This window comes from Paraburkholderia caribensis, from assembly GCF_002902945.1.
GTDB lineage: Bacteria > Pseudomonadota > Gammaproteobacteria > Burkholderiales > Burkholderiaceae > Paraburkholderia > Paraburkholderia caribensis.
Genome location: NZ_CP026102.1, coordinates 1,970,703 through 1,989,462 on the forward strand (window position 1 = coordinate 1,970,703; position 18,760 = coordinate 1,989,462).

Annotated in this window: 18 protein-coding genes and 1 pseudogene; 7 read left to right on the plus strand and 12 right to left on the minus strand. The window is 63.3% G+C overall.

Annotated features, from left to right (window positions below; translation table 11 throughout):
- Positions 1-55: 55 nt before the first annotated feature.
- Positions 56-841: a Crp/Fnr family transcriptional regulator gene (locus C2L66_RS25370; RefSeq protein WP_054930730.1), complete on the plus strand. Its 786-nt coding sequence runs from the start codon at positions 56-58 to the stop codon at positions 839-841.
- Here C2L66_RS25370 and C2L66_RS25375 read toward each other — a convergent pair.
- The 4 genes from C2L66_RS25375 to C2L66_RS25390 form a co-directional block, all read right to left on the minus strand.
- Positions 838-1,530: an aspartate/glutamate racemase family protein gene (locus tag C2L66_RS25375; RefSeq protein WP_054930731.1), complete on the minus strand. Its 693-nt coding sequence runs from the start codon at positions 1,528-1,530 to the stop codon at positions 838-840. The genes C2L66_RS25370 and C2L66_RS25375 overlap by 4 nt on opposite strands.
- A 45-nt stretch (positions 1,531-1,575) precedes the next feature.
- A complete protein-coding gene (locus C2L66_RS25380) occupies positions 1,576-3,078 on the minus strand; it encodes a sugar ABC transporter ATP-binding protein (RefSeq protein WP_054930732.1) in 1,503 nt (500 codons plus the stop codon).
- An 85-nt stretch (positions 3,079-3,163) separates the two neighbouring features.
- Positions 3,164-4,138, minus strand: a complete 975-nt coding sequence (locus C2L66_RS25385) for a sugar-binding protein (RefSeq protein WP_060605783.1) — start codon at positions 4,136-4,138, stop codon at positions 3,164-3,166.
- An 86-nt stretch (positions 4,139-4,224) separates the two neighbouring features.
- On the minus strand, positions 4,225-5,181 hold the full coding sequence (locus C2L66_RS25390; protein ID WP_054930734.1) for an ABC transporter permease: 957 nt from the start codon (positions 5,179-5,181) through the stop codon (positions 4,225-4,227).
- Positions 5,182-5,624: 443 nt separating this feature from the next.
- Here C2L66_RS25390 and C2L66_RS25395 point away from each other — a divergent pair, with 443 nt between their 5' ends.
- The gene (locus C2L66_RS25395) at positions 5,625-6,515 is read left to right on the plus strand and encodes an NAD-dependent epimerase/dehydratase family protein (protein WP_054930735.1); all 891 of its coding nucleotides are present in this window, start codon (positions 5,625-5,627) and stop codon (positions 6,513-6,515) included.
- Between the two features lie 470 nt (positions 6,516-6,985).
- Complete coding sequence (gene ypfJ, locus C2L66_RS25400; protein WP_054930740.1) at positions 6,986-7,852, plus strand: KPN_02809 family neutral zinc metallopeptidase; 867 nt, start codon at positions 6,986-6,988, stop codon at positions 7,850-7,852.
- Between the two features lie 79 nt (positions 7,853-7,931).
- Here the strand turns inward: ypfJ and C2L66_RS25405 are convergent, their stop codons facing one another.
- Positions 7,932-9,263: a leucine-rich repeat-containing protein kinase family protein gene (locus tag C2L66_RS25405; protein ID WP_060605781.1), complete on the minus strand. Its 1,332-nt coding sequence runs from the start codon at positions 9,261-9,263 to the stop codon at positions 7,932-7,934.
- A 122-nt stretch (positions 9,264-9,385) separates the two neighbouring features.
- On the opposite strand from C2L66_RS25405, the pseudogene C2L66_RS25410 reads away from it, so the two are divergent.
- Positions 9,386-9,637 (plus strand): annotated as a pseudogene (locus C2L66_RS25410) (helix-turn-helix transcriptional regulator); the annotation flags it as partial.
- A 73-nt stretch (positions 9,638-9,710) separates the two neighbouring features.
- Here the strand turns inward: C2L66_RS25410 and C2L66_RS25415 are convergent.
- From C2L66_RS25415 to C2L66_RS25430, 4 genes are all read right to left on the minus strand, one after another.
- Positions 9,711-10,193: an OsmC family protein gene (locus tag C2L66_RS25415; protein WP_060605775.1), complete on the minus strand. Its 483-nt coding sequence runs from the start codon at positions 10,191-10,193 to the stop codon at positions 9,711-9,713.
- A gap of 28 nt (positions 10,194-10,221) precedes the next feature.
- Positions 10,222-11,154 carry a 2-hydroxyacid dehydrogenase gene (locus C2L66_RS25420; protein WP_060605772.1) on the minus strand — a complete coding sequence of 311 codons (933 nt, stop codon included), beginning with the start codon at positions 11,152-11,154 and terminating at the stop codon, positions 10,222-10,224.
- A gap of 93 nt (positions 11,155-11,247) precedes the next feature.
- Positions 11,248-11,760: a DUF1697 domain-containing protein gene (locus C2L66_RS25425; protein WP_054930744.1), complete on the minus strand. Its 513-nt coding sequence runs from the start codon at positions 11,758-11,760 to the stop codon at positions 11,248-11,250.
- Between the two features lie 76 nt (positions 11,761-11,836).
- Complete coding sequence (locus C2L66_RS25430) at positions 11,837-12,850, minus strand: aldo/keto reductase (RefSeq protein WP_060605769.1); 1,014 nt, start codon at positions 12,848-12,850, stop codon at positions 11,837-11,839.
- Positions 12,851-13,009: 159 nt separating this feature from the next.
- Between C2L66_RS25430 and C2L66_RS25435 the strand changes: the two genes are divergently transcribed.
- Positions 13,010-13,921 (plus strand): LysR family transcriptional regulator, encoded by a 912-nt coding sequence (locus C2L66_RS25435; RefSeq protein ID WP_054930746.1) that lies wholly within the window; start codon positions 13,010-13,012, stop codon positions 13,919-13,921.
- 16 nt (positions 13,922-13,937) lie between these two features.
- Here C2L66_RS25435 and C2L66_RS25440 read toward each other — a convergent pair whose 3' ends face one another.
- The 3 genes from C2L66_RS25440 to C2L66_RS40820 form a co-directional block, all read right to left on the minus strand.
- Positions 13,938-14,201 (minus strand): DUF2164 domain-containing protein, encoded by a 264-nt coding sequence (locus C2L66_RS25440; protein WP_054930747.1) that lies wholly within the window; start codon positions 14,199-14,201, stop codon positions 13,938-13,940.
- Positions 14,202-14,312: 111 nt separating this feature from the next.
- Entirely contained in the window at positions 14,313-15,134 is an 822-nt protein-coding gene (locus tag C2L66_RS25445) for an alpha/beta fold hydrolase (RefSeq protein ID WP_054930753.1), read from the minus strand.
- 221 nt (positions 15,135-15,355) lie between these two features.
- Entirely contained in the window at positions 15,356-15,565 is a 210-nt protein-coding gene (locus C2L66_RS40820) for a hypothetical protein (RefSeq protein ID WP_146174457.1), read from the minus strand.
- A gap of 339 nt (positions 15,566-15,904) precedes the next feature.
- Here C2L66_RS40820 and C2L66_RS25455 point away from each other — a divergent pair, with 339 nt between their 5' ends.
- Positions 15,905-17,095 (plus strand): polysaccharide pyruvyl transferase family protein, encoded by a 1,191-nt coding sequence (locus tag C2L66_RS25455; RefSeq protein ID WP_060605764.1) that lies wholly within the window; start codon positions 15,905-15,907, stop codon positions 17,093-17,095.
- A gap of 167 nt (positions 17,096-17,262) precedes the next feature.
- The gene (locus C2L66_RS25460) at positions 17,263-18,732 is read left to right on the plus strand and encodes a sensor domain-containing diguanylate cyclase (protein ID WP_060605761.1); all 1,470 of its coding nucleotides are present in this window, start codon (positions 17,263-17,265) and stop codon (positions 18,730-18,732) included.
- Positions 18,733-18,760 lie beyond the last annotated feature (28 nt).

An 18,760-nucleotide genomic window follows, 5' to 3' on the forward strand; every position in this document is an offset into this window, starting at 1 on the left:
CGCGGCTTCATCTCTGCCTCTGCAGCCATGCCGGCACGACACAAGGAGACACGCGATGTGGTTTGTCGGAAAAAGCGAGCTTCTCGCGCTGATCGAACGCAACTGCCTCGAAGAGGTCATGCCGGCCTTCAGCGATCACCGCAGCCTGCGCAAGAACGCACTGATCTATCGCCCTGAGGAGCAAAGCGAATACGTGTACCTGTTGAAGGTGGGTCACGTGCGGCTCTATCGGCTTACCGAGGAAGGCCAGGAAATCACGCTGTCGTTTATCAAGGCCGGCATGATCTTCGGCGACGGCGACGTGCTGAACGAAGCGAGCTACTCACACTATGCGGAGACACTCGCCGCATGCCGCATCTGCTTCATCCGCAAGGCAGACTTCAAAGATCTGCTCAAGCGCTACCATGTGATCAACCAGTTCGTGTTGCGCAGCCATCACCAGCGCTGGCAGGAAGCGCAAAAGCTGATCGAGAATCTGTCGCTGCACGACGTGCGCAAGCGCCTCGTCAATATTCTCGCGATGTTCGCCAACCAGATCGGCGCACCGTTCGTGCATGACGGCGCGACGGGCGCGGTGCTGATCGATCTGTCGATCGCGCAGGACAAGCTGGCGGAATTTATCGGCACGTCGCGCGAATCGGTGAACCGCCACTTCAGCGATCTGAAAGCCGAAGGCCTCGTCGATACGCACGAACGCAAGGTCGTGCTGACACCCGCGTTCGTCGCGCAATTTCTGCCGGGCATGACAGCGGCGCTCGCCGCCGCGAGCGTCGCGCAGCCTGTCGCCAGCAGCGCACAGGCGGCTCATCATGCGTACAAGGCGCCGCTGGTACGTGCCTAGTGCGTGCTTAGTGTGCCTTTAGTGCGTGCCTGGCGCGCGTCTGACAGCGCGGCCTTGACCGTCGCCACGCCGCTTTGCGGGCTGGACAGCACCGGCACGCGCGTCTGGCCAAGCGACGGCACGAGCCGCGCCATCGATACCTGCGCGAGCACCACCACGTCCACTTCGTCGGCAAGTGCGACGATGGTGTGCTTGAGCACCTCGTCGTGACGCGCGGCGTCGCCGGCCAGCAGCGCGGCGAACGCTTCTTCGGCGACGCGCTCGACCACACTGATCTCGCGGCCCGCTTCGGCGGCTTTCTTGCGAATCAGCCGGACGGTCGGCTCAAGCGTGGTTTTCACGGTGGCCACCACACCGATCCGCGTGCCGAGCCGGCTCGCTTCCTGCGCCATGGTTTCGTCGATCTTGATGATCGGCGTACGGATCATGCCGCGCAACGTATCGACCGCTTCGCCGACCGACGAGCACGCGTTCAGAATCAAGTCCGCGCCCATCGCCTGCGCGTTCGACATATACGAGTACAACCGGCCCGTGACTTCGGGCGTCAGGTGTCCGGCGCTGCGTACGTCGTTAAGCAGGCTGTCGTCGACGATATTGATCATCCGCACATCGGGCAGTTGCGCGGCGAATTGATCCTTCAACGGCTGAACCGTCACCGGACCGGTGTGCACTACGACTATGGTGGCCATCTCGATTGAAGCTCCGTGTTGAATAAACCGACTTGCGGCGGGACGTTATGCGGTTGCCGCCGCCATCACCCGCTCCTGGGTTGCGTCCGCGCGCTCGAACGTACCGTTCAGCCGCCCTTCGCGCACCACCAGAATGCGGTCGCTGATCGCCAGCACTTCCTGCAGGTCCGACGAGATCGCGATGATTGCAATGCCCTGCGCGGCAAGCCGCCCGAGCAGCGCATGCACTTCCGCTTTCGCGCCGATATCGATACCGCGGGTCGGCTCGTCGACGATGAGCACGCGCGGATGGCGCGCAACCCATTTCGCGAGCACGACTTTCTGCTGATTGCCACCGCTCAGGTTGATCACTTTCTGCTCGATGGTCGGCGTTTTGACGCCAAGCTTGCGCACGTATTCGCGGCAATGTTCGTCTTCGGCCGCGCGCCGCACGAACTGAAACGGCGAGTAAGTTTCAAGGTGCGTCAGGCTGAAATTCTCGCGCACGCTCATGCCGGCTATCAGGCCCTGCCCCTTGCGGTCTTCGGTGACGAAGCCGATGCCGTTGGCGATTGCATCGTGCGGACTTTCAATCGTCACGCGTTTGCCGGCGATCAGCACGTCGCCGCTCTTCGGCCGCATCCCGAAGATCATTTCCATGATCTCGGTGCGCCCCGAGCCGACCAGCCCCGCAATCCCGAGAATCTCGCCGCGGTGCACGGCGAAGCTGATGTCGCGAATGCGGCCCGGCACATGATTGCGTGCGCGCAGCGCCAGATTGCGCACTTCGAGTACGACCTCGCGTGTCGCATGCGACGCCGACACCGCATACAGTTCGTTCAGGTCGCGATCGACCATCTTGCGTACCAGCCACTCGCGGGTAACCTCCGCCATCGGCGCACCGCCGACGGTTGCGCCGTCGCGCAGCACCGTCACGCGGTCAGCGAGTTCGAACAGCTCTTCGAGCCGATGCGAAATATAGACAATGCCGATGTTCTGCAACCGCAGCCGCTTGATCAGGTCCAGCAACATGCGCGTTTCGTGATGGCTCAGCGACGCAGTGGGCTCGTCCATGATGATGATCTTCGAATCGCAAGAGACCGCCTTGGCAATTTCGACCATCTGTTTCTGCCCGACGCTCAGGCGGCTGACCTGTTCGCGCGGATCGACGCGCATGCCGATCGTTTCGAGCAGGGTGCGCGCCGCGTCGTTCATCCGCGCACGGTCGATCATGCCAAGCCGCGTGAGCGGCTCACGCGCGAGAAAGATGTTCTCGGCGATGCTCAGGTTTTCGACGACCGACAGTTCCTGATAAATGATGCCAATGCCCAACGCGCGCGCATGATTGCCGTCGCGCAAGGTCACCGGCTCGCCTTCGATGCGGATTTCGCCGCCGGCATCCGGTTCGAGCACGCCGGTGAGAATCTTCATCAACGTGCTCTTGCCCGCGCCGTTTTCACCCGCCAGCGCGAGCACTTCGCCACGTGCGATCTCCAGCGTGACGCGGTTCAACGCGCGCACGCCGGGAAACGTCTTCGAGATCTCGCGCACTTCGAGAAAAGGGGTCATCGGCGGTCCCTGGCTGGTGGCCTGGCGGTTTGTGCTTGCCGCGCGGGTGGCCCACGCGGCTTCGTGGCGCAGTTCCCTCCTGCCGTTACTTGGTATAGCTGCCGAGATTGTTCTTCGTCACCACGGTCACGCCTGTGTCGATATCGCTCGCCTGCTTCTCGCTGCCCTGGATCTGCGAAACCAGATGTTCGACAGCCAGCTTGCCCATGGTCACGGGGCGCTGCACCATGATCGCCTGGATCGAGCCATCGCGGACGCCCTTCACGGTGTCAGGCAGATCGTCGAACGCGATCACTTCGAGCTTGCCCTTCATCGCGCCGAACTCCTTGGTATTCAATACCTTTGCGACGGCCGGCCCGCCGACCTGGCTGACACCGAAGATGCCCTTGAGTTGCGGATGCGCGCGCAGCGTGGTCTCGACCACGGACACGCCGCGCGCCAGATCGTCGTCAGTGCCCTGCGTTTCGACGATCTTGATACCCGGATATTTAGCGAGGCCCTTCTTGATGCCAGCGATGCGCTCGTTCAGATTCACCGCGCCCAGTTGCCCGGTGACGATCGCGACATCGCCTTGACCGTTCAATGCCTTGCCCATCGTCTCGGCCATCGTCTCGCCCGCCGATTCGTTGCTGGTGCCGATATACATCGAGCGGCCACTATTGGGCGAATCCGAATCGTAGGTCAGCACCTTGATGCCGCTCTTTTCCGCGCGCTTCATCACGCTTTCGACCGACTTCGGCTCGTTCACCGAAATCGCAATGCCGTCGACGTGCTTCGAAATCAGGTCTTCGATGATCTGCACCTGCGTCGAACCCTGGGTGTTCTGCGGCACCACCCATTGGTAATTGACCGACAACTTGTCGGCAGCAGCCTTCGCGCCGTTATTGCAATCGTCGAAGAACGGCACCGCGACTTTCGGAATCACCGCGACCGAAATATCCTTCGCGTCTTTCGCGTGGGCGTTACCGGCCGGGAGCGCACAGAGCGCCGCTACGGCCGACACCGCGAGCAAAGCGTTCAGGCTGCGCGGACGTGCCACGCGAGTCAGGGTTCGTTGCATGATGTCGTCTCCAGAAAGCGTCGGTTTTTAGGAATTTGAAAAGTCACAAGACGGCCCGGCGCACACGCCAGACCTCGCTCGCAGCTTTAGCGCCCTTTGAAGCGCAGCCGCCAGATATCGATGCTCACGGCGATCAGGATGACGCAGCCGGTGATGGTTTGCTGCGCATAGGTGTCGATATTGAGCAGCACCACGCCATTGGTGATGATGCCCGCCAGCGCGGCACCGATAATCGCGCCTTCGACGCTGCCGACACCGCCCGACAGACTCGCGCCGCCGATCGCGGCGGCCGCGATCACGTCGAGTTCCGCGCCGAAGCCCGCGGCCGGCTCGGCCGACACGAAGCGCGAAAACGCGATGACACCGGCCAGCGCCGCAATCGCGCCGGACAGCACATAGACGATGAACTTCACGCGCGCTGTGCGTACGCCGCTCAGCAGCGCAGCGTTTTCGTTACCGCCAGTCGCATACACATGACGGCCAAAGCGCGTGCGCCGCATCACGATCGAAAAGCACACGGCAAGCAGTCCCATCACCACGACAGGGAACGGGATAAAGCCGAGATAACCCTGGCCGAGGAAAGTGAAACTGTCAGGCACATCCGGCGTGACGGGGACACCTTTGGTGATGATGTACATCAGGCCGCGGCCGATCGACAACGTGCCAAGCGTCGCGATAAATGGCGGCAACTGGACACGTGTGACAAGAAAGCCATTCAGCGCGCCGACCGCGACGCCCGTCGCGAGTCCCGCGGCGACGGCTCCTACCGCGCCGTAGCCGTGCTGAAACGACAGCGCCGTCACCAGCGACGACAGCCCCATCACCGAACCGACCGACAGATCGATGCCGCCCGTGATGATCACCAGCATCATGCCGACCGCCATGATCGCCGTCAGCGAAAACGAGCGGAATACGCCCATCAGATTGTTGGTGGTCAGAAAGTATGGCGAGAACAGACTGATCAGCACGCCGACCAGAATCAACACTGCGAAGATGTTGAATTCGCGCACCCTGACACAAGCGCGCAGCAGCGCGAGCGGCATCGGCAAAGCGGGCACGTCGGTTTTCGAAGAAAGGGCTTTCAACGGATGGTCTCCTCGGTGTCGCGCATCGACAGCACAGCGGGCCCACTACGATGCGAGGGCTCGACATCGTGGACGATCATAGGTTGAGAGCGCGCCGCAAAACTGTGACGGGCGTCATACAAACCTATTGGGGTTGTCCCGGGATTGGTGATTGCTGCAGTGCGATCGACGTGTGACTACCATTCGCGCGCAATCTGGCTGGAAGACAAAAACAGGCGAAAGTACTGCCGAAAAACGCTGCGGTGACCCGCAAATCGCGCATTGAACCCGCACGGCGATGCCGACTATGACGTCCGTCACAGAAATGTGCCGCACAAATTCATTAAGCTCCCGGCAAGGTCCGCCGGCTAGACACGCGACACGCATCCGGCCCCTCTGACATCTTTCAAGGAGCAAACCGTATGACGAAGCGAGTGATTGTGACCGGCGGCAGCGGACTCGCCGGTAAATGGGTAGTCGAAAATCTGGTTGAGCACGGCTACGAAGTGCTGAATCTCGACCGCGTGCCAATGGCGAAGCGCACCGCGCGTACGCTGATCACCGATATCACTGACGCAGGCCAGGTGTTCAACGCGCTCGCGTCGAGTACCGCGCCGGCCGAATTCGTGCCCGACCTCGAGCCGAAGCCGATCGACGCGATCGTCCATTTTGCGGCGATTCCGCGCATCATGGTCACCACCGACAACGAGGTGTTCCGCATCAACGTGATGGGCACCTACAACATTCTGGACGCCGCGTCGAAGCTTGGCATCCGCAAGGTGATCGTTGCATCGAGCGAAACCACTTATGGCGTGGTGTTTGCGCACCGGCACCGCAATCCCCAGTACTTCCCGCTCGACGAGCAGTATCCCGTCGACCCGATGGACAGCTATGCGACGTCGAAGGTCATCAACGAAGTGACCGCGAAGGCGTTTCATGCGCGCACCGGCGCCGACCTGTACTGCTTCCGGATCGGCAACGTGCTGGATCCGGAAGACTATGCGAAGTTCGCGGAGTGGAACAAGGACCCGTCGCTGCGCAAGCGCATTGCATGGAGTTATATCGACGGCCGCGATCTCGCTGAAGCGGCACGCCTTGGTATAGAGAAAGACGGCCTGGGCTTCGAGGTGATGAATGTCGCCGCCGACGACGTCTCTTCCGATCTGCCCACGGCGGAACTGCTGAAGCGGTTCTACCCGGAAGTGCCCGTAAAGAAGCCGCTCGGCGAGTTCGAGACGCTGCTGAGCAACGAGAAGCTCAAGCGCCTGCTCGGCTGGAAGCAGAAGTACTACTGGCGCGATCAGGCGAAGTAAGCGCCACGTCACCTGTCGTCGCTGCTCTACGCGCTTCACTTCTGGCGCGTTTCTACCGCGTGCGCCGCGAAGTATTGCGGCGCGCGCCCACGCTGCCGAGCAGCAAGCCGGTTGCGAACCTCTATCGGACATGTCCGCAACGTCCTGCGTAGATCGGCGGTTCGCCATTTCCGGCGCTTCGCGGTGCCCTTCCCGTTCCGTGCCGCTTACTGCCGCACGTTCCCTTACTGCCGCACGTTCCAACACGTCAACGCGCTACGCCGTCCCTTCGCGAGCGGCCATGTACGCATGTCGCTGCGCGTGAGAATCCGTAGCGCAATAGAAGCCGTTCTTGCACGCTCCACGCTGCGCAGCCGCCGTCATATAGCGTCGCCAGACTCACGCCGGCCGCGCGGAAACGGGCATGCAAACTGCTTACAATGACGGTCATATCCACGCGCAACTGCGCGAGACATCCGGAGGAAACGACCATGCGCCTCGATGACGAAGCAGAAAGTGAGAACGTCGAAGACCGGAGAGGCGGCGGTGGCCTGCGGGTGGGCGGCGGCATCGGTATTGGGACCATCGTCATCGCGCTGGCCGCGTCTTACTTTTTCGGCATCAACCCGATGACGATCATCAACGGCGCGCAAGTGCTGCAAGGTAACGCGCCTCAGCACCCGACGCCGACAACCGCGCGCCCTGTCGAGGATCAGGGCAGTCAGTTCGTACGGCGTGTGCTCGGCAACACTGAACGTACGTGGCAACATATCTTCCGGACGCGCTTTGATCAGGACTATCCAGCACCCAAGCTCGTCCTTTTCAGCGACGCGACACCTACCGCTTGCGGTACCGGTCAGTCCGCCATGGGCCCGTTCTATTGCCCGCCCGATCGCACTGTCTATATCGACCTGTCGTTCTACCGCGAATTGCGCGACCGTTTCGGTGCGGGCGGTGACTTCGCGCAAGCGTACGTGATCGCGCACGAGGTCGGGCATCATGTGCAGAACGTCCTGGGGATCTCCGGGAAGTATGAAGCCGCCCGTGCGCGTATGTCGGCCGCACGGGGCAACGCCTTGTCTGTGCGCCTGGAATTGCAGGCAGACTGTTTCGCCGGCGTGTGGGCAGCCGTCGCGCAGCAGCAGAATGCCAGGCTGATAGAGCCGGGAGACTTTGAACAGGGCCTCAACGCAGCTGGCGCGATCGGCGACGACCGGCTACAGCGGCAATCGCAGGGACGTGTCGTGCCCGACGCATTCACCCATGGCACGAGTGAGCAGCGGCAGCGATGGCTGCGGCGCGGCATGGCGACGGGCGATATCCGTCAATGCGACACGTTCTCCGCGCAGTCGTTGTAATCCCGGCGTTTAGTGGATGGGTGCGGGAGAAGTCGCCGCGTCTGGCTGCAGAGACGCGGGGATGCGTCGGCAACGCGAATCACACGCTCAACGCAGACAGCCGCCTGACGATCTCGTCGAAGGAAGGCCGCATCTCGACGCGCTCGCGGAAACAGTCTTCGATCAGCGCATCGAACCCGGCGGCGAGATCATCGGCCTCTCCGGCCAGACGTTGCGCGAGTTCTTCCAGCAGGCAGCCGAACGCGCGCACCTCGATCCGCTCGAGCGCCAGCGCCAAAGGGCGATCATCGATATCGTGGCACGATGCCGCGCCGAAGTCGCCGAGCAGTACGTGCCCTGCGCCGTCATGCAGGATGTTGTGCCCGTACAGATCGCCATGCATGATGCCGCGCCGATGCAGATGCTGCGCCGCAGATGCGATGCCGCGCGCGATATGCAACGCAACCGGCTTGTCGAAACGTACGTCGTCCGCATAGACATCACGTGTGCAGGATTCGAGGCTCGGAGGCCCCGCAAGATTGCCGAAGGCCGGATGGATCAGCTTCATCACGAGGCCGTGCTCGTCGAGTGGATGCCCCGTAATCTTGCCGAGCACCGGGATGAGATTCGGGTGCTGACCGGCTTGCAGACATGCGGCCATTTCGAGTTCGGGCAAACCGTCGCTCGTTATCGCGCCCTTGAACAGTTTGACGGCGACCGCCTCGACGGGATGCCCGTCGCGCAACAGACGCGTCGCGCGATGCGTCACGCCGGATGCACCTTCCCCGAGCGTTTGTCCAAGCGCGAGCGTATGCCAGTCGATTGCCGGCACCGGCGCATCGGCCAGCACCACCTGCTCGCGCGCTGCGTTCAGCGGATTGCCTGCGTAGGCGAGCCACGCCAGCCGCGGCAGGCGCAACAGCCAGTCGGGCAAGGCGTCGAGCCGGTTTGCCGAAATGCGCAGCAGTTCGAGGCGGCTGCAAGCGGCCATCGTCTCGGGTAGCGACGGCAGCCGGTTGCCGGCAAGCATCAGCTTCTGCAAATTCGGACGCTCGCCGAGTTCCGCGGGCAGCGTTTCGATATCGTTATCGGTGAGGATAAGCCAGCGCAATTGGGGCGGCAGCGCGCGCCCCGGCACGTGCCGGATGCGATTCGCCTTGAAGCCGACCATGCTCAGCGATTCGCAATCGCCGAGCACGGCGGGCAAGCCGGTAAACGCGTTGTTCGAGGCAAACAGGACGCGCAGGTGGCGCAGCTTCGGCAAATCATCGGGCAGTGAGGTGAGCGCATTGCCCGACAGGTCGAGCACCTCCAGGGTGTCGGCGAGGTCGAAGATCTCGCGCGGCATTTCGGTCAACCCGCAGGCGAGCTTGATCTGTCGCGCACCGGCGAGTTGCCCGGCACGCAAGTCTTCGAGGGTAGCAGTATTCACATGTAGATCGAATCGGAGAATGGCAAGTCAGTCGCGAGCGCCCGGTGCGTCGTGCGGACAGTGCGGCATCGGCGGGTCACGGCGCGTTGTGTGGCCTCTATTCTATCGGGCGAACCGCACGCCTGTTGGTTCACAAGTCTGGTTCGCCGAAACTGATCACGGCCGCGCGCGAGCACTCCGCCAACAGCCAGACGGCATTCGAACAGAAACTGCTGACGCGGATCGCGGAAGGCGAATCCGACAAAGAGATCGGCCGGCGCCTCGATACCAGCACGCACAACGTCGACTATCACCTGCGCAAGCTGCGCAAACCCTTCGGCGTGTCGAAGCGGATCGAACTGACGTACCTGACCGCGAAGAAAGAGTTGATCTGAAGGCGTTCAATTTCTGCTATTGGCAATGACGAGTCTCCGTCGAGACTCGACACAAGCACAGCATGATTGCCCGTCAAAGAATCTGCCCGAAGCTCCAGCTCCCTTCGACATCGATCACCGTCTTCACCGAATTGGCAAGAAAACACGCGTCGTGCGCGAGATGATGCAGATGCGCGAGCGCTTCATCGCTCGGTGCCTTCGCGCCCGCAAACGCAACGGCCGGTTTCAGCACGACACGCGTGACCACTTCCTTGCCTTCGTCGTTCTTCGCCATCGTGCCCTCGGCTTCATCGCGATACGACGTGACGACATAACCTTGTTCGGCTGCGATCGACAGAAACCACAACATATGGCAACTCGACAGCGCCGCTATATACGCCTCTTCAGGATCGACGCCGGCCGGATCGGAGAACGGCACGCGCACGACATGCGGCGAACTCGATGCGGGCACCACCGCGCCGCCGTCGAACGTCCATCGATGCGCGCGGCTATAGCGGTTGTCGGTGAACTTGCTGCCGTTGCCGCTCCATTCGATCAGTGCCGTATGCTTTGCCATGCGCGAAAGGTCCTCGTGATGTGAACGCTCAGATGGGTGTCAACACGTCTTCGCCTGCGAAATGGCGCGTCGCGTTCGTGATGAAGTTATCGACAGAAGCCGTGATCGCTTCGGGCGAGGTGCCCGCCACATGCGGCGTGAGCACCACGTTCGTCAGATGCACCAAAGCCTGCGGCGGCTGCGGCTCGCCTTCGTACACATCGAGACCCGCGCCCGCTATCACACCGTTCGCGAGCGCATGCGCAAGCGCCGCCGTATCGACGACGCTGCCGCGCGACACGTTCACCAGAAAGCCGTTTGGCCCCAACGCTTCGAGCACGGTGCGATCGACCAGATGCTGGGTAGCCGGACCGCCCGGCGTTGCAACGACGAGGTAGTCGCTCCAGCGCGCGAGTTCGTGCAGGTTGTCGAAGTAGCGCAACACCGCGCCGTCGCGCGGCTTGCGGTTGTGATAGGCAACGTCGATATCGAAGCCGGCCGCGCGCCGCGCGACTTTCAGCCCGATATTGCCGAGCCCCACGACACCCAGCCGCTTGCCCGACACGGAAGGCCGCATCGGCAATGAGTCGCGCCAGATGCCTTCGCGTGTCGCGCGGTCGCGTTGCGGCACGTCGCGCACAACGGCCAGCAACAAGGCCAATGCGTGATCGGCAACGCAATCGTCGTTCGTGCCCGCGCCGTTTGCGAGCACGATGCCGCGTGCTTTTGCATGGGATGTCGCGATGTTTTCATAACCCGCGCCGAGCGCGCTGACGAATTCGAGCGCAGGCATCTGGTTTATTTCATCCGCCGTGAGACCTGTCGTGCCGTTGGTCAAGACGGCACGGATCGCCGCGCCTTCTTTCGCGATGGCTTGAACGCGTGCTTCGTGCGTGGGGGCGTAATGAATATCGAAGGATGCTGAAATGCGCGCGCGACTATCGTCGCCAAGTGGAATCAGGATGAGCAGGGAAGGTTTCATGACGCGACGCAAGCGAAAGATGAGAAGTGCTGCTACGAAGTACCGGGCAACGCAAAGTGTAGCAACAAGCCCCGTTCCACGCAGCGCCCTTCATCATGATTGCGCGGCCCACTCCGCCAGTTTGGCAATCGTGTTGATGTTGCGCGCGGTGCCTGTCTTCGCGGCGGGAATTCTCAGCCGGGTCTTTGCCATGCCGTCGCCGTAGTGGACGTAAATCTCGTGCTTGCCGAGCGCGACCTGTTCGTTCTGCTGGCCGGCAATGTGTTTCAGCGTGTCGGCGGGCGGCGCTGCGTCGAGGAAGATCGCGACCGTGCGATTCGGCGCTTCGTCGCGAAACGGATTCGCGTCCAGCACGGCGGCCATCTCCTTGCCGGTGCGAATCAGCACGCCGACCGGCTTGCCCGCATACGCCTCGAGGCTGCGTTCGAGCGCCTGCTGCGCGGCGCGTTTGGCCAGCGTGCTGTCGAACACGACGTTGCCGCTCGCGATGTACGTGCGAACGTTGGTGAAGCCCGCTGCCTCGCACATCTCGCGAAGCTCGGTCATCGGAAGCTTGCCGGTGCCGCCGACATTGACGGCGCGCAGCAACGCAACATAAGTGGTCATGGGCGGAACGTGGAGTCGCGATTGCGTTCGATGCTACCGCATCTGCTTTGCAGCGATAGCGTCGACGCGCAACGCATCAATGCGCGCCGCCCTTTTCGCTGTCGAGATGCGCCATCTGCGCAGCCGCATAGCGTTCACCCGCTGCCGCGCCCTTCGGCACCGCTTTCTCGATCGCGGCAATGTCGTGCGCGTCGAGCTTCACGTCAATCGCCCCGAGCGCTTCCGTCAGCCGCTCGCGCCGCCGCGCGCCGACCAGCGGCACGATGTCGTCGCCTTGCGCGGCGACCCATGCAATCGCGATCTGCGCCACCGACACGCCCTTGCTGTCCGCGACCTTGCGCAGCGCATCGACGAGCGCGAGATTGCGCTCGGCGTTCTCGCCCTGGAAGCGCGGGCTCATCGCCCGAAAATCGCCCTTGCCCGCCGAATCCTTCTGCCAATGTCCGCTGATCAGTCCGCGCGACAGCACGCCGTAAGCCGTCACGCCGATGCCAAGCTCGCGCAGCGTGGGCAGGATCTCGTCTTCGATGCCGCGCGAAATCAGCGAGTACTCGATCTGCAGGTCGCTGATGGGCGTAACGGAGGCGGCCCTGCGGATCGTCGCCGCGCCCACTTCGGAAAGGCCGACATGCCGCACATAGCCCGCCTTCACCATCTCCGCGATCGCGCCGACGGTATCTTCGATCGGCACATTCGGATCGAGCCGGGCCGGACGATAGATGTCGATATGCTCGACGCCCAGACGCTGCAGCGAATAGGCGAGGAAGTTCTTCACGGCGGCGGGACGCGCGTCGTACCCCGTCCAGCCGCCCGCCGGATCGCGCATCGCGCCGAACTTCACGCTGACGAGCGCATTGTCGCGGCGCGACGCGGGTGCGCTCCTGAGCGCTTCGCCGAGCAGTATCTCGTTGTGGCCCATGCCGTAAAAGTCGCCCGTATCGAACAGCGTGATGCCTGCCTCTAGCGCCGCGTGGATGGTCGCGATGCTCTCGGCGCGGTCCGCCGGCCCATACATGCCCGACATGCCCATGCAGCCGAGGCCGAGCGCCGAACTCGCCGGGCCCGTCTTGCCAGCTTGCAGTTGCTTCATCTGAGTGCGCTCCGTGGATTCGTTGAAATAGCAGGTCTGTCGCGCCCCGACACCTTCGCGGGTCGAACATGTCGGGCGACGCTTGAGACGCAGTATCCGTGCAAACCGACCGTGCGATAATCCCACTCAATCCGAATGCCCCGTGCGGAATTCCGAACAATGCTCGAACCCGATCTGAGCGATCTGAAAGCCTTCGTCGCCGTCACCGCTGCGCGCGGCTTCCGCAACGCAGCGGCCACGGGCGGCGTGTCCGCGTCGTCGATGAGCGAAGCCGTGCGGCGGCTCGAGCAGCAACTGGGCGTGCGCCTGCTGAACCGCACCACGCGCAGCGTCACGCCGACGGAAGCCGGCCAGCGACTGTTCGAGCGGCTCGCGCCCGCGTTCGGCGAAATCTCGACGGCACTCGATGCGATCAACGTGTTCCGTGACAGTCCCACTGGCACGCTACGGCTGAACGTGCCGTCGATCGTCGCTCGCGAAGTTCTGCCCGCGCTGCTGTCGCGCTTTCTGGCCGAACACCCCGGCATCACCGTCGAGGTGGCCTCGAACGACACCTTCATCGATATCCTCGCGGCCGGCTTCGACGCGGGCATCCGCTACGACGAACGCATCGAGCGCGACATGATCGCCGTGCCCATCGGGCCGCCGATGCAGCGCTTCGTCGCCGCCGCGTCGCCCGCGTATCTGAACCAGCATGGCGTGCCCGAGCATCCCGACGAGCTTGTGCGGCACGCGTGCATCGGCCATCGCTTCGCAAGCGGGGTGCTGGCAGTATGGGAATTCAGGCGCGGCAACGACACGGTGCGGATCGTGCCGAACGGGCCGCTGGTTGGTTCCGTGATCGATATCGAGCGGCGCGCGGCCGTCGACGGGCTTGGCATCGTCTATTCGTTCGACGAGTTCCTGCGCCCCGCGCTCGACGACGGCACGCTCGTGCCGATCCTGCACGACTGGTGGCAATCGTTCACCGGGCCGCGTCTCTACTACGCGAGCCGCGAACACATGCCCGCGCCGCTGCGCGCCTTCGTCGACTTCGTGCTGCGCGACAATCGCAGCCGCGCCGCGGCATGACACGGACGGGCGCGATTCAACGCCGCCTGCCGTATTTTTTCCAGTAACCGAACGCGTCTTCGTGACACTCGATATCGAGTTCCGACACGCGTGCCTGCATACGTTCCTGCGCGTCCTGCACGGCGAGGTTGTAGATCACCGGGCCGATTTCCTCGACGAAGAAGCCGAGCAGCGCGCCCGCCTGGATATTGCCGATCGGCTCGTCCATGTTCTCCGCGAAGTAGCGCTGCAGCGAAGCGATCGCTTCGCTGCGCACGTCCTTGTCCAGTTCGATTGTCATGCGTGAGGTCATCCTTTCGTCAGATGCATCGGGCGATGCAGCACACTGCGGATGAAACAGCAAAGCGGCCCGTCCCGCAAGGGCGCGCCGCTTTCGACATATTCTTTGAGTTCAGCTGTTGATGAACGCGAGCAGATCGGCGTTGACCTTGTCGGCTTCCGTCACGCACATGCCGTGCGGCGCGCCTTCATAGATCTTGAACGTCGCGTTCTTCACGATCTTCGCGGACAGCTTGCCCGCTGCGTCGATGGGCACGATCTGGTCATCGTCGCCATGCAGGATCAGCGTCGGCACGTCGATCTTCTTGAGGTCTTCCGTGTAGTCGACTTCGGAGAACTCGCGGATGCACAGGTACTGGCCGTGGGCGCCGCCCGCCATGCCTTGCGCCCAGAACGCGTCGATCGTGCCCTGCGACACTTTCGCGTTCGGCCGGTTGAAGCCGAAGAACGGCACGGCGAGGTCCTTGTAGAACTGCGAGCGGTTATCGGCGACGCCCTTGCGGATGCCGTCGAACACGTCCAGCGGCAGACCGCCGGGATTGGCTTCCGTCTTCAGCATCAGCGGCGGCACCGCGCCGATCAGCACGGCCTTCGCGACGCGCTTCGTGCCATGCCGGCCGATGTAGTGCGCGACTTCGCCGCCGCCCGTCGAATGGCCGACGAGGGTTGCGCCCTGGATGTCGAGCGCGTCGAGCAGCGCGGCGAGATCGTCGGCATAGGTGTCCATGTCGTTGCCCTTCGACGGCTGATCCGAGCGGCCATGTCCGCGGCGATCATGCGCGATCACGCGAAAGCCGTTTTGCAGCAGGAACAGCATCTGCGCATCCCACGCGTCCGCATCGAGCGGCCAGCCGTGCGAAAAGACGACGGGACGGCCCGAGCCCCAGTCCTTGTAGTAAATCTGCGTGCCGTCCTTCGTGGTAATCGTGCTCATTGGGTTGCACTCCTTTTGGTGGTGACGCGTGTGGAGCCGCCATGCGGCGGCTGGATCGATCATGATCGACGCCCATGTTACAGGCCGATAAAACATCCTTCAGACGAAGGGCATCGACGCGTACGAGCGGCGGCGCGCGCGCGGCGTCACGGCGGGCGCGCGGTCCGCTTCGTGCTGTCGGCACGCGAAACGGCGACGATGAAACCGCGCTCTGCGCCGCTTCAATGCGCTTCGCGAGGCTGCGCATTCGCGACGGTCGCCACGGGCGCGACGGGCGCATCCTGCGCGACGAGCGTCGGCGTGACGGGCGCGTCGCCCGTTTCCATATCGTTGTGATGCGAGACGATGGCCTTGACGCCCGCTTCCGCGGCAGGCGTCGCGACATAGGGAATGAAGGCCGACACGGCGACGACGATGAGGTACGCGAACATGACAGTTCTCTGCTGAAAGACATGGCGAGACGCACCGGCATGCCGGCGCGTTGCAGACTGATCGTCGCCTGCTTCACGGCGAAGCGCGTCGAATGCCTTCACCGGAAAACACGTCTTCCTCGTATTGCGCGTGCCGCTCGCGTGCAGTGCCGCGAAGCGTGTTTGCGCGGCCAGGCGGGAATTGCGTGTACCCTCCGAACAGAATTCAGTGACTTGTATGAAGCTTTGCACCGATATAACCGACGACCGGTTAATTCGATTCGTAGGGCATGGCAATGCGAAAGTCAACTTGCGATCGCGCCACACGTGGTGCGTGCGAGGCGTTGGCGGAATAGATCGATGAGCGCGCAATCATTACCCGTCGTGCTGTTCGGTGCGTTCGACCGGCACAACTTCGGCGACATGCTGTTTCCCCATGTCGTTGCGCGCATGCTCGCGGGCCGCGACGTGCGCTTCGCGGGACTCGTGCCGCGCGATCTGCGCCCGCACGGCGGGCATCGCGTTCAGGCGCTTCGACAGTGGCACGAACGTGCGGTCGATCTGCTTCATGTCGGCGGAGAGATTCTCACCTGCGATGCGTGCGACGCCGCCGTGATGCTGCAACCGGACCACGACGCGCAACGGATCATCGCGTCGCAACAGCATGACCGGTCGGCGTGGGCGCAACATGTGCTCGACACGCGCGAGCTTGCGCCGTATGTCGTGTCGAAGGATGCATGGCCGCGTGCCGGGCGCGTTCTGTTCAATGCGATCGGCGGCGTGACGCTCGATGATTGCGACCTCACGATGCGCGACGAAGTGCTCGCCAAGCTCGCCCGCGCCGACGACGTCAGTGTGCGCGACATCCACACGCAGGCGCTGCTCGCGAAGTCGGGCATCGAAGCGCGGCTCGCACCCGATTGCGCGGTGATGGTCGCCGAACTGTTCGGCGACGCGATTCGCGCGCATGCAGCGAAGCAGGCCGTTGCGCGGATACGCGAAGCGGCACCGCACGGCTATCTGGCCGTGCAATTCAGCGCCGACTTCGGCGACGACGCCACGCTCGACCGGATCGCCGCGCAACTCGACCATGCCGCGCACGCACACGACCTCGCTATCGTGTTCTTCCGCGCAGGCGCGGCGCCGTGGCACGACGATCTGTCGTGCTTCGCGCGCACGGCTGCGCGCATGCGCGCGCCATCCGTGCATCTTTTCGATTCGCTGAATATCTGGGACATCTGCGCGCTGCTCGCGCACAGCCGCGGTTATATCGGCAGCAGCCTGCACGGCCGGATCGTCGCGATCGCACATGCGTTGCCGCGCATCAATCTGCTGCACGACGAAGACTTCGTGCGGCCCTGCAAGCAGACCGCTTTCGCGCAAACGTGGGAGGACGCGGACCAGCCTGTCGCCGCGCGCGTGAACGGGATCGCCGAAGGAATCGATAGCGCGCTGTCCGTCGATCCAGCACGGCTGAAGCACACCGCGGCGCGGCTCGTCGCGCTTTGCCGCGAGGGGTTTCAAACAACTGTTTCAGTGCTCACGCGATAAACACGCGCCGCCTCGATTCGAGTTTCGTGCGACGCCTGCAGAATCGCCGCGATTTGCCGTTATAACAGTTGCGGCCGCATCCGGCCGGGCCGGTACCGGACACCCGACATTTTCTCCGGGCCCAGTTGGCACCGTAGAATAGCGAGAAATTCGTTTCTGGACCCGTCATGCCCAACCACCCTCGCCCGCGCTCCACAGCCGACGACGACTCGGAAATGTTCGATCTCGCGCCCGTCGCGCTCTGGCTCGAAGACTTCAGCGGCGTCAAGGCGCTGTTCGAAGACTGGCGCGCGCAAGGCGTGACGGATCTGCGCGCGCACATCGGCGAGGACATCAAACGTGTGGCCGAGTGCGCGAGCCGCATCCGCGTGGTCAAGGTCAACCAGCAGACGCTGTCGCTGTTCGAAGCGGCGGATTTCAGCGCGCTGACGGACAACCTGTCGGCCGTCTTTCGCGACGACATGCTGAAGACGCACCTGGAAGAACTATGCCAGCTCTGGTCCGGCCAGCCCCACTTCACGAGCCAGACGGTCAACTACACGCTGGGCGGGCGGCGTCTGGACGTGCTGCTCAAGGGCAAGGTGCTGCCGGGCCATGAGGAACGCTGGGACCGCGTGCTGGTATCGACGGAAGACATCACGGAACTGGAAGGGGCGCGTCATCGCGTGATGGCGGCCGAGCAATACGTGCGCGGGCTGTTCGAGCATTCGCCCGTGTCGCTGTGGGTCGAGGATTTCAGCGCCGTCAAGCATCTGCTCGATGACGCGCGCGCGGCGGGCATCACCGATTTCCGCACCTTCACCGACGTGCACCCGGAGTTCGTCGAACGCTGCATGGCCGAGATTCATGTGCTCGACGTCAACCAGCACACGCTGGAGATGTTCGCCGCACCCGACAAGAAGACGCTGCTGGCGCGCCTTCCCGAAGTATTCCGCGACGACATGCGCCCGCATTTCCGCGAGCAGTTGATCGACCTGTGGGACGGCAAACTTTTCCAGCAACGCGAAGTGCTCAACTATTCGCTCGATGCGAACGAAGTGCACGTGCATCTGCAGTTCTCGGTGCTGCCGGGACACGAGCGCAGCTGGGACCTCGTGCTCGTCGCGCTCACCGACATCACCGCGCGCAAGAAGGCAGAGGCGTATCTGGAGTTCCTCGGCAAGCACGACGTGCTGACCAAGCTGCGCAACCGCTCGTTCTATGTGGATGAACTGAACCGGCTCGAACGCAAGGGGCCCTTCCCGGTGACGGTCATCATGGCCGACCTGAACGGCCTCAAGCGCGTGAACGATCAGCTCGGCCATGCGGCGGGCGACGCGCTGCTGCGCCGCGCCGGCGAAGTGCTCGCGAAAGCGATGGAGACGCCGTTCAACGCGGCGCGCATAGGCGGCGACGAGTTCGCGATCCTGCTGCCGGGCACCGACGAGCGCGGCGGCGCGACGATGATCGAGACGATTCGCCAGCTGGTCGAGCTGAACAACCAGTTCTATCCAGGCTCGCCGATCAGCTTCTCGATGGGGATGGCGACCGTGCAGCGCGGCGAACGGATCGAAGCAGGCGTGCAGCGCGCCGACCTGCTGATGTATGAGGAAAAGCGCGCGCACTACACAGCGCAGGAAGCGAGCGGCGCGAAGTAAAGCTTCTGCGTTTCGTTTTGCGATTCGC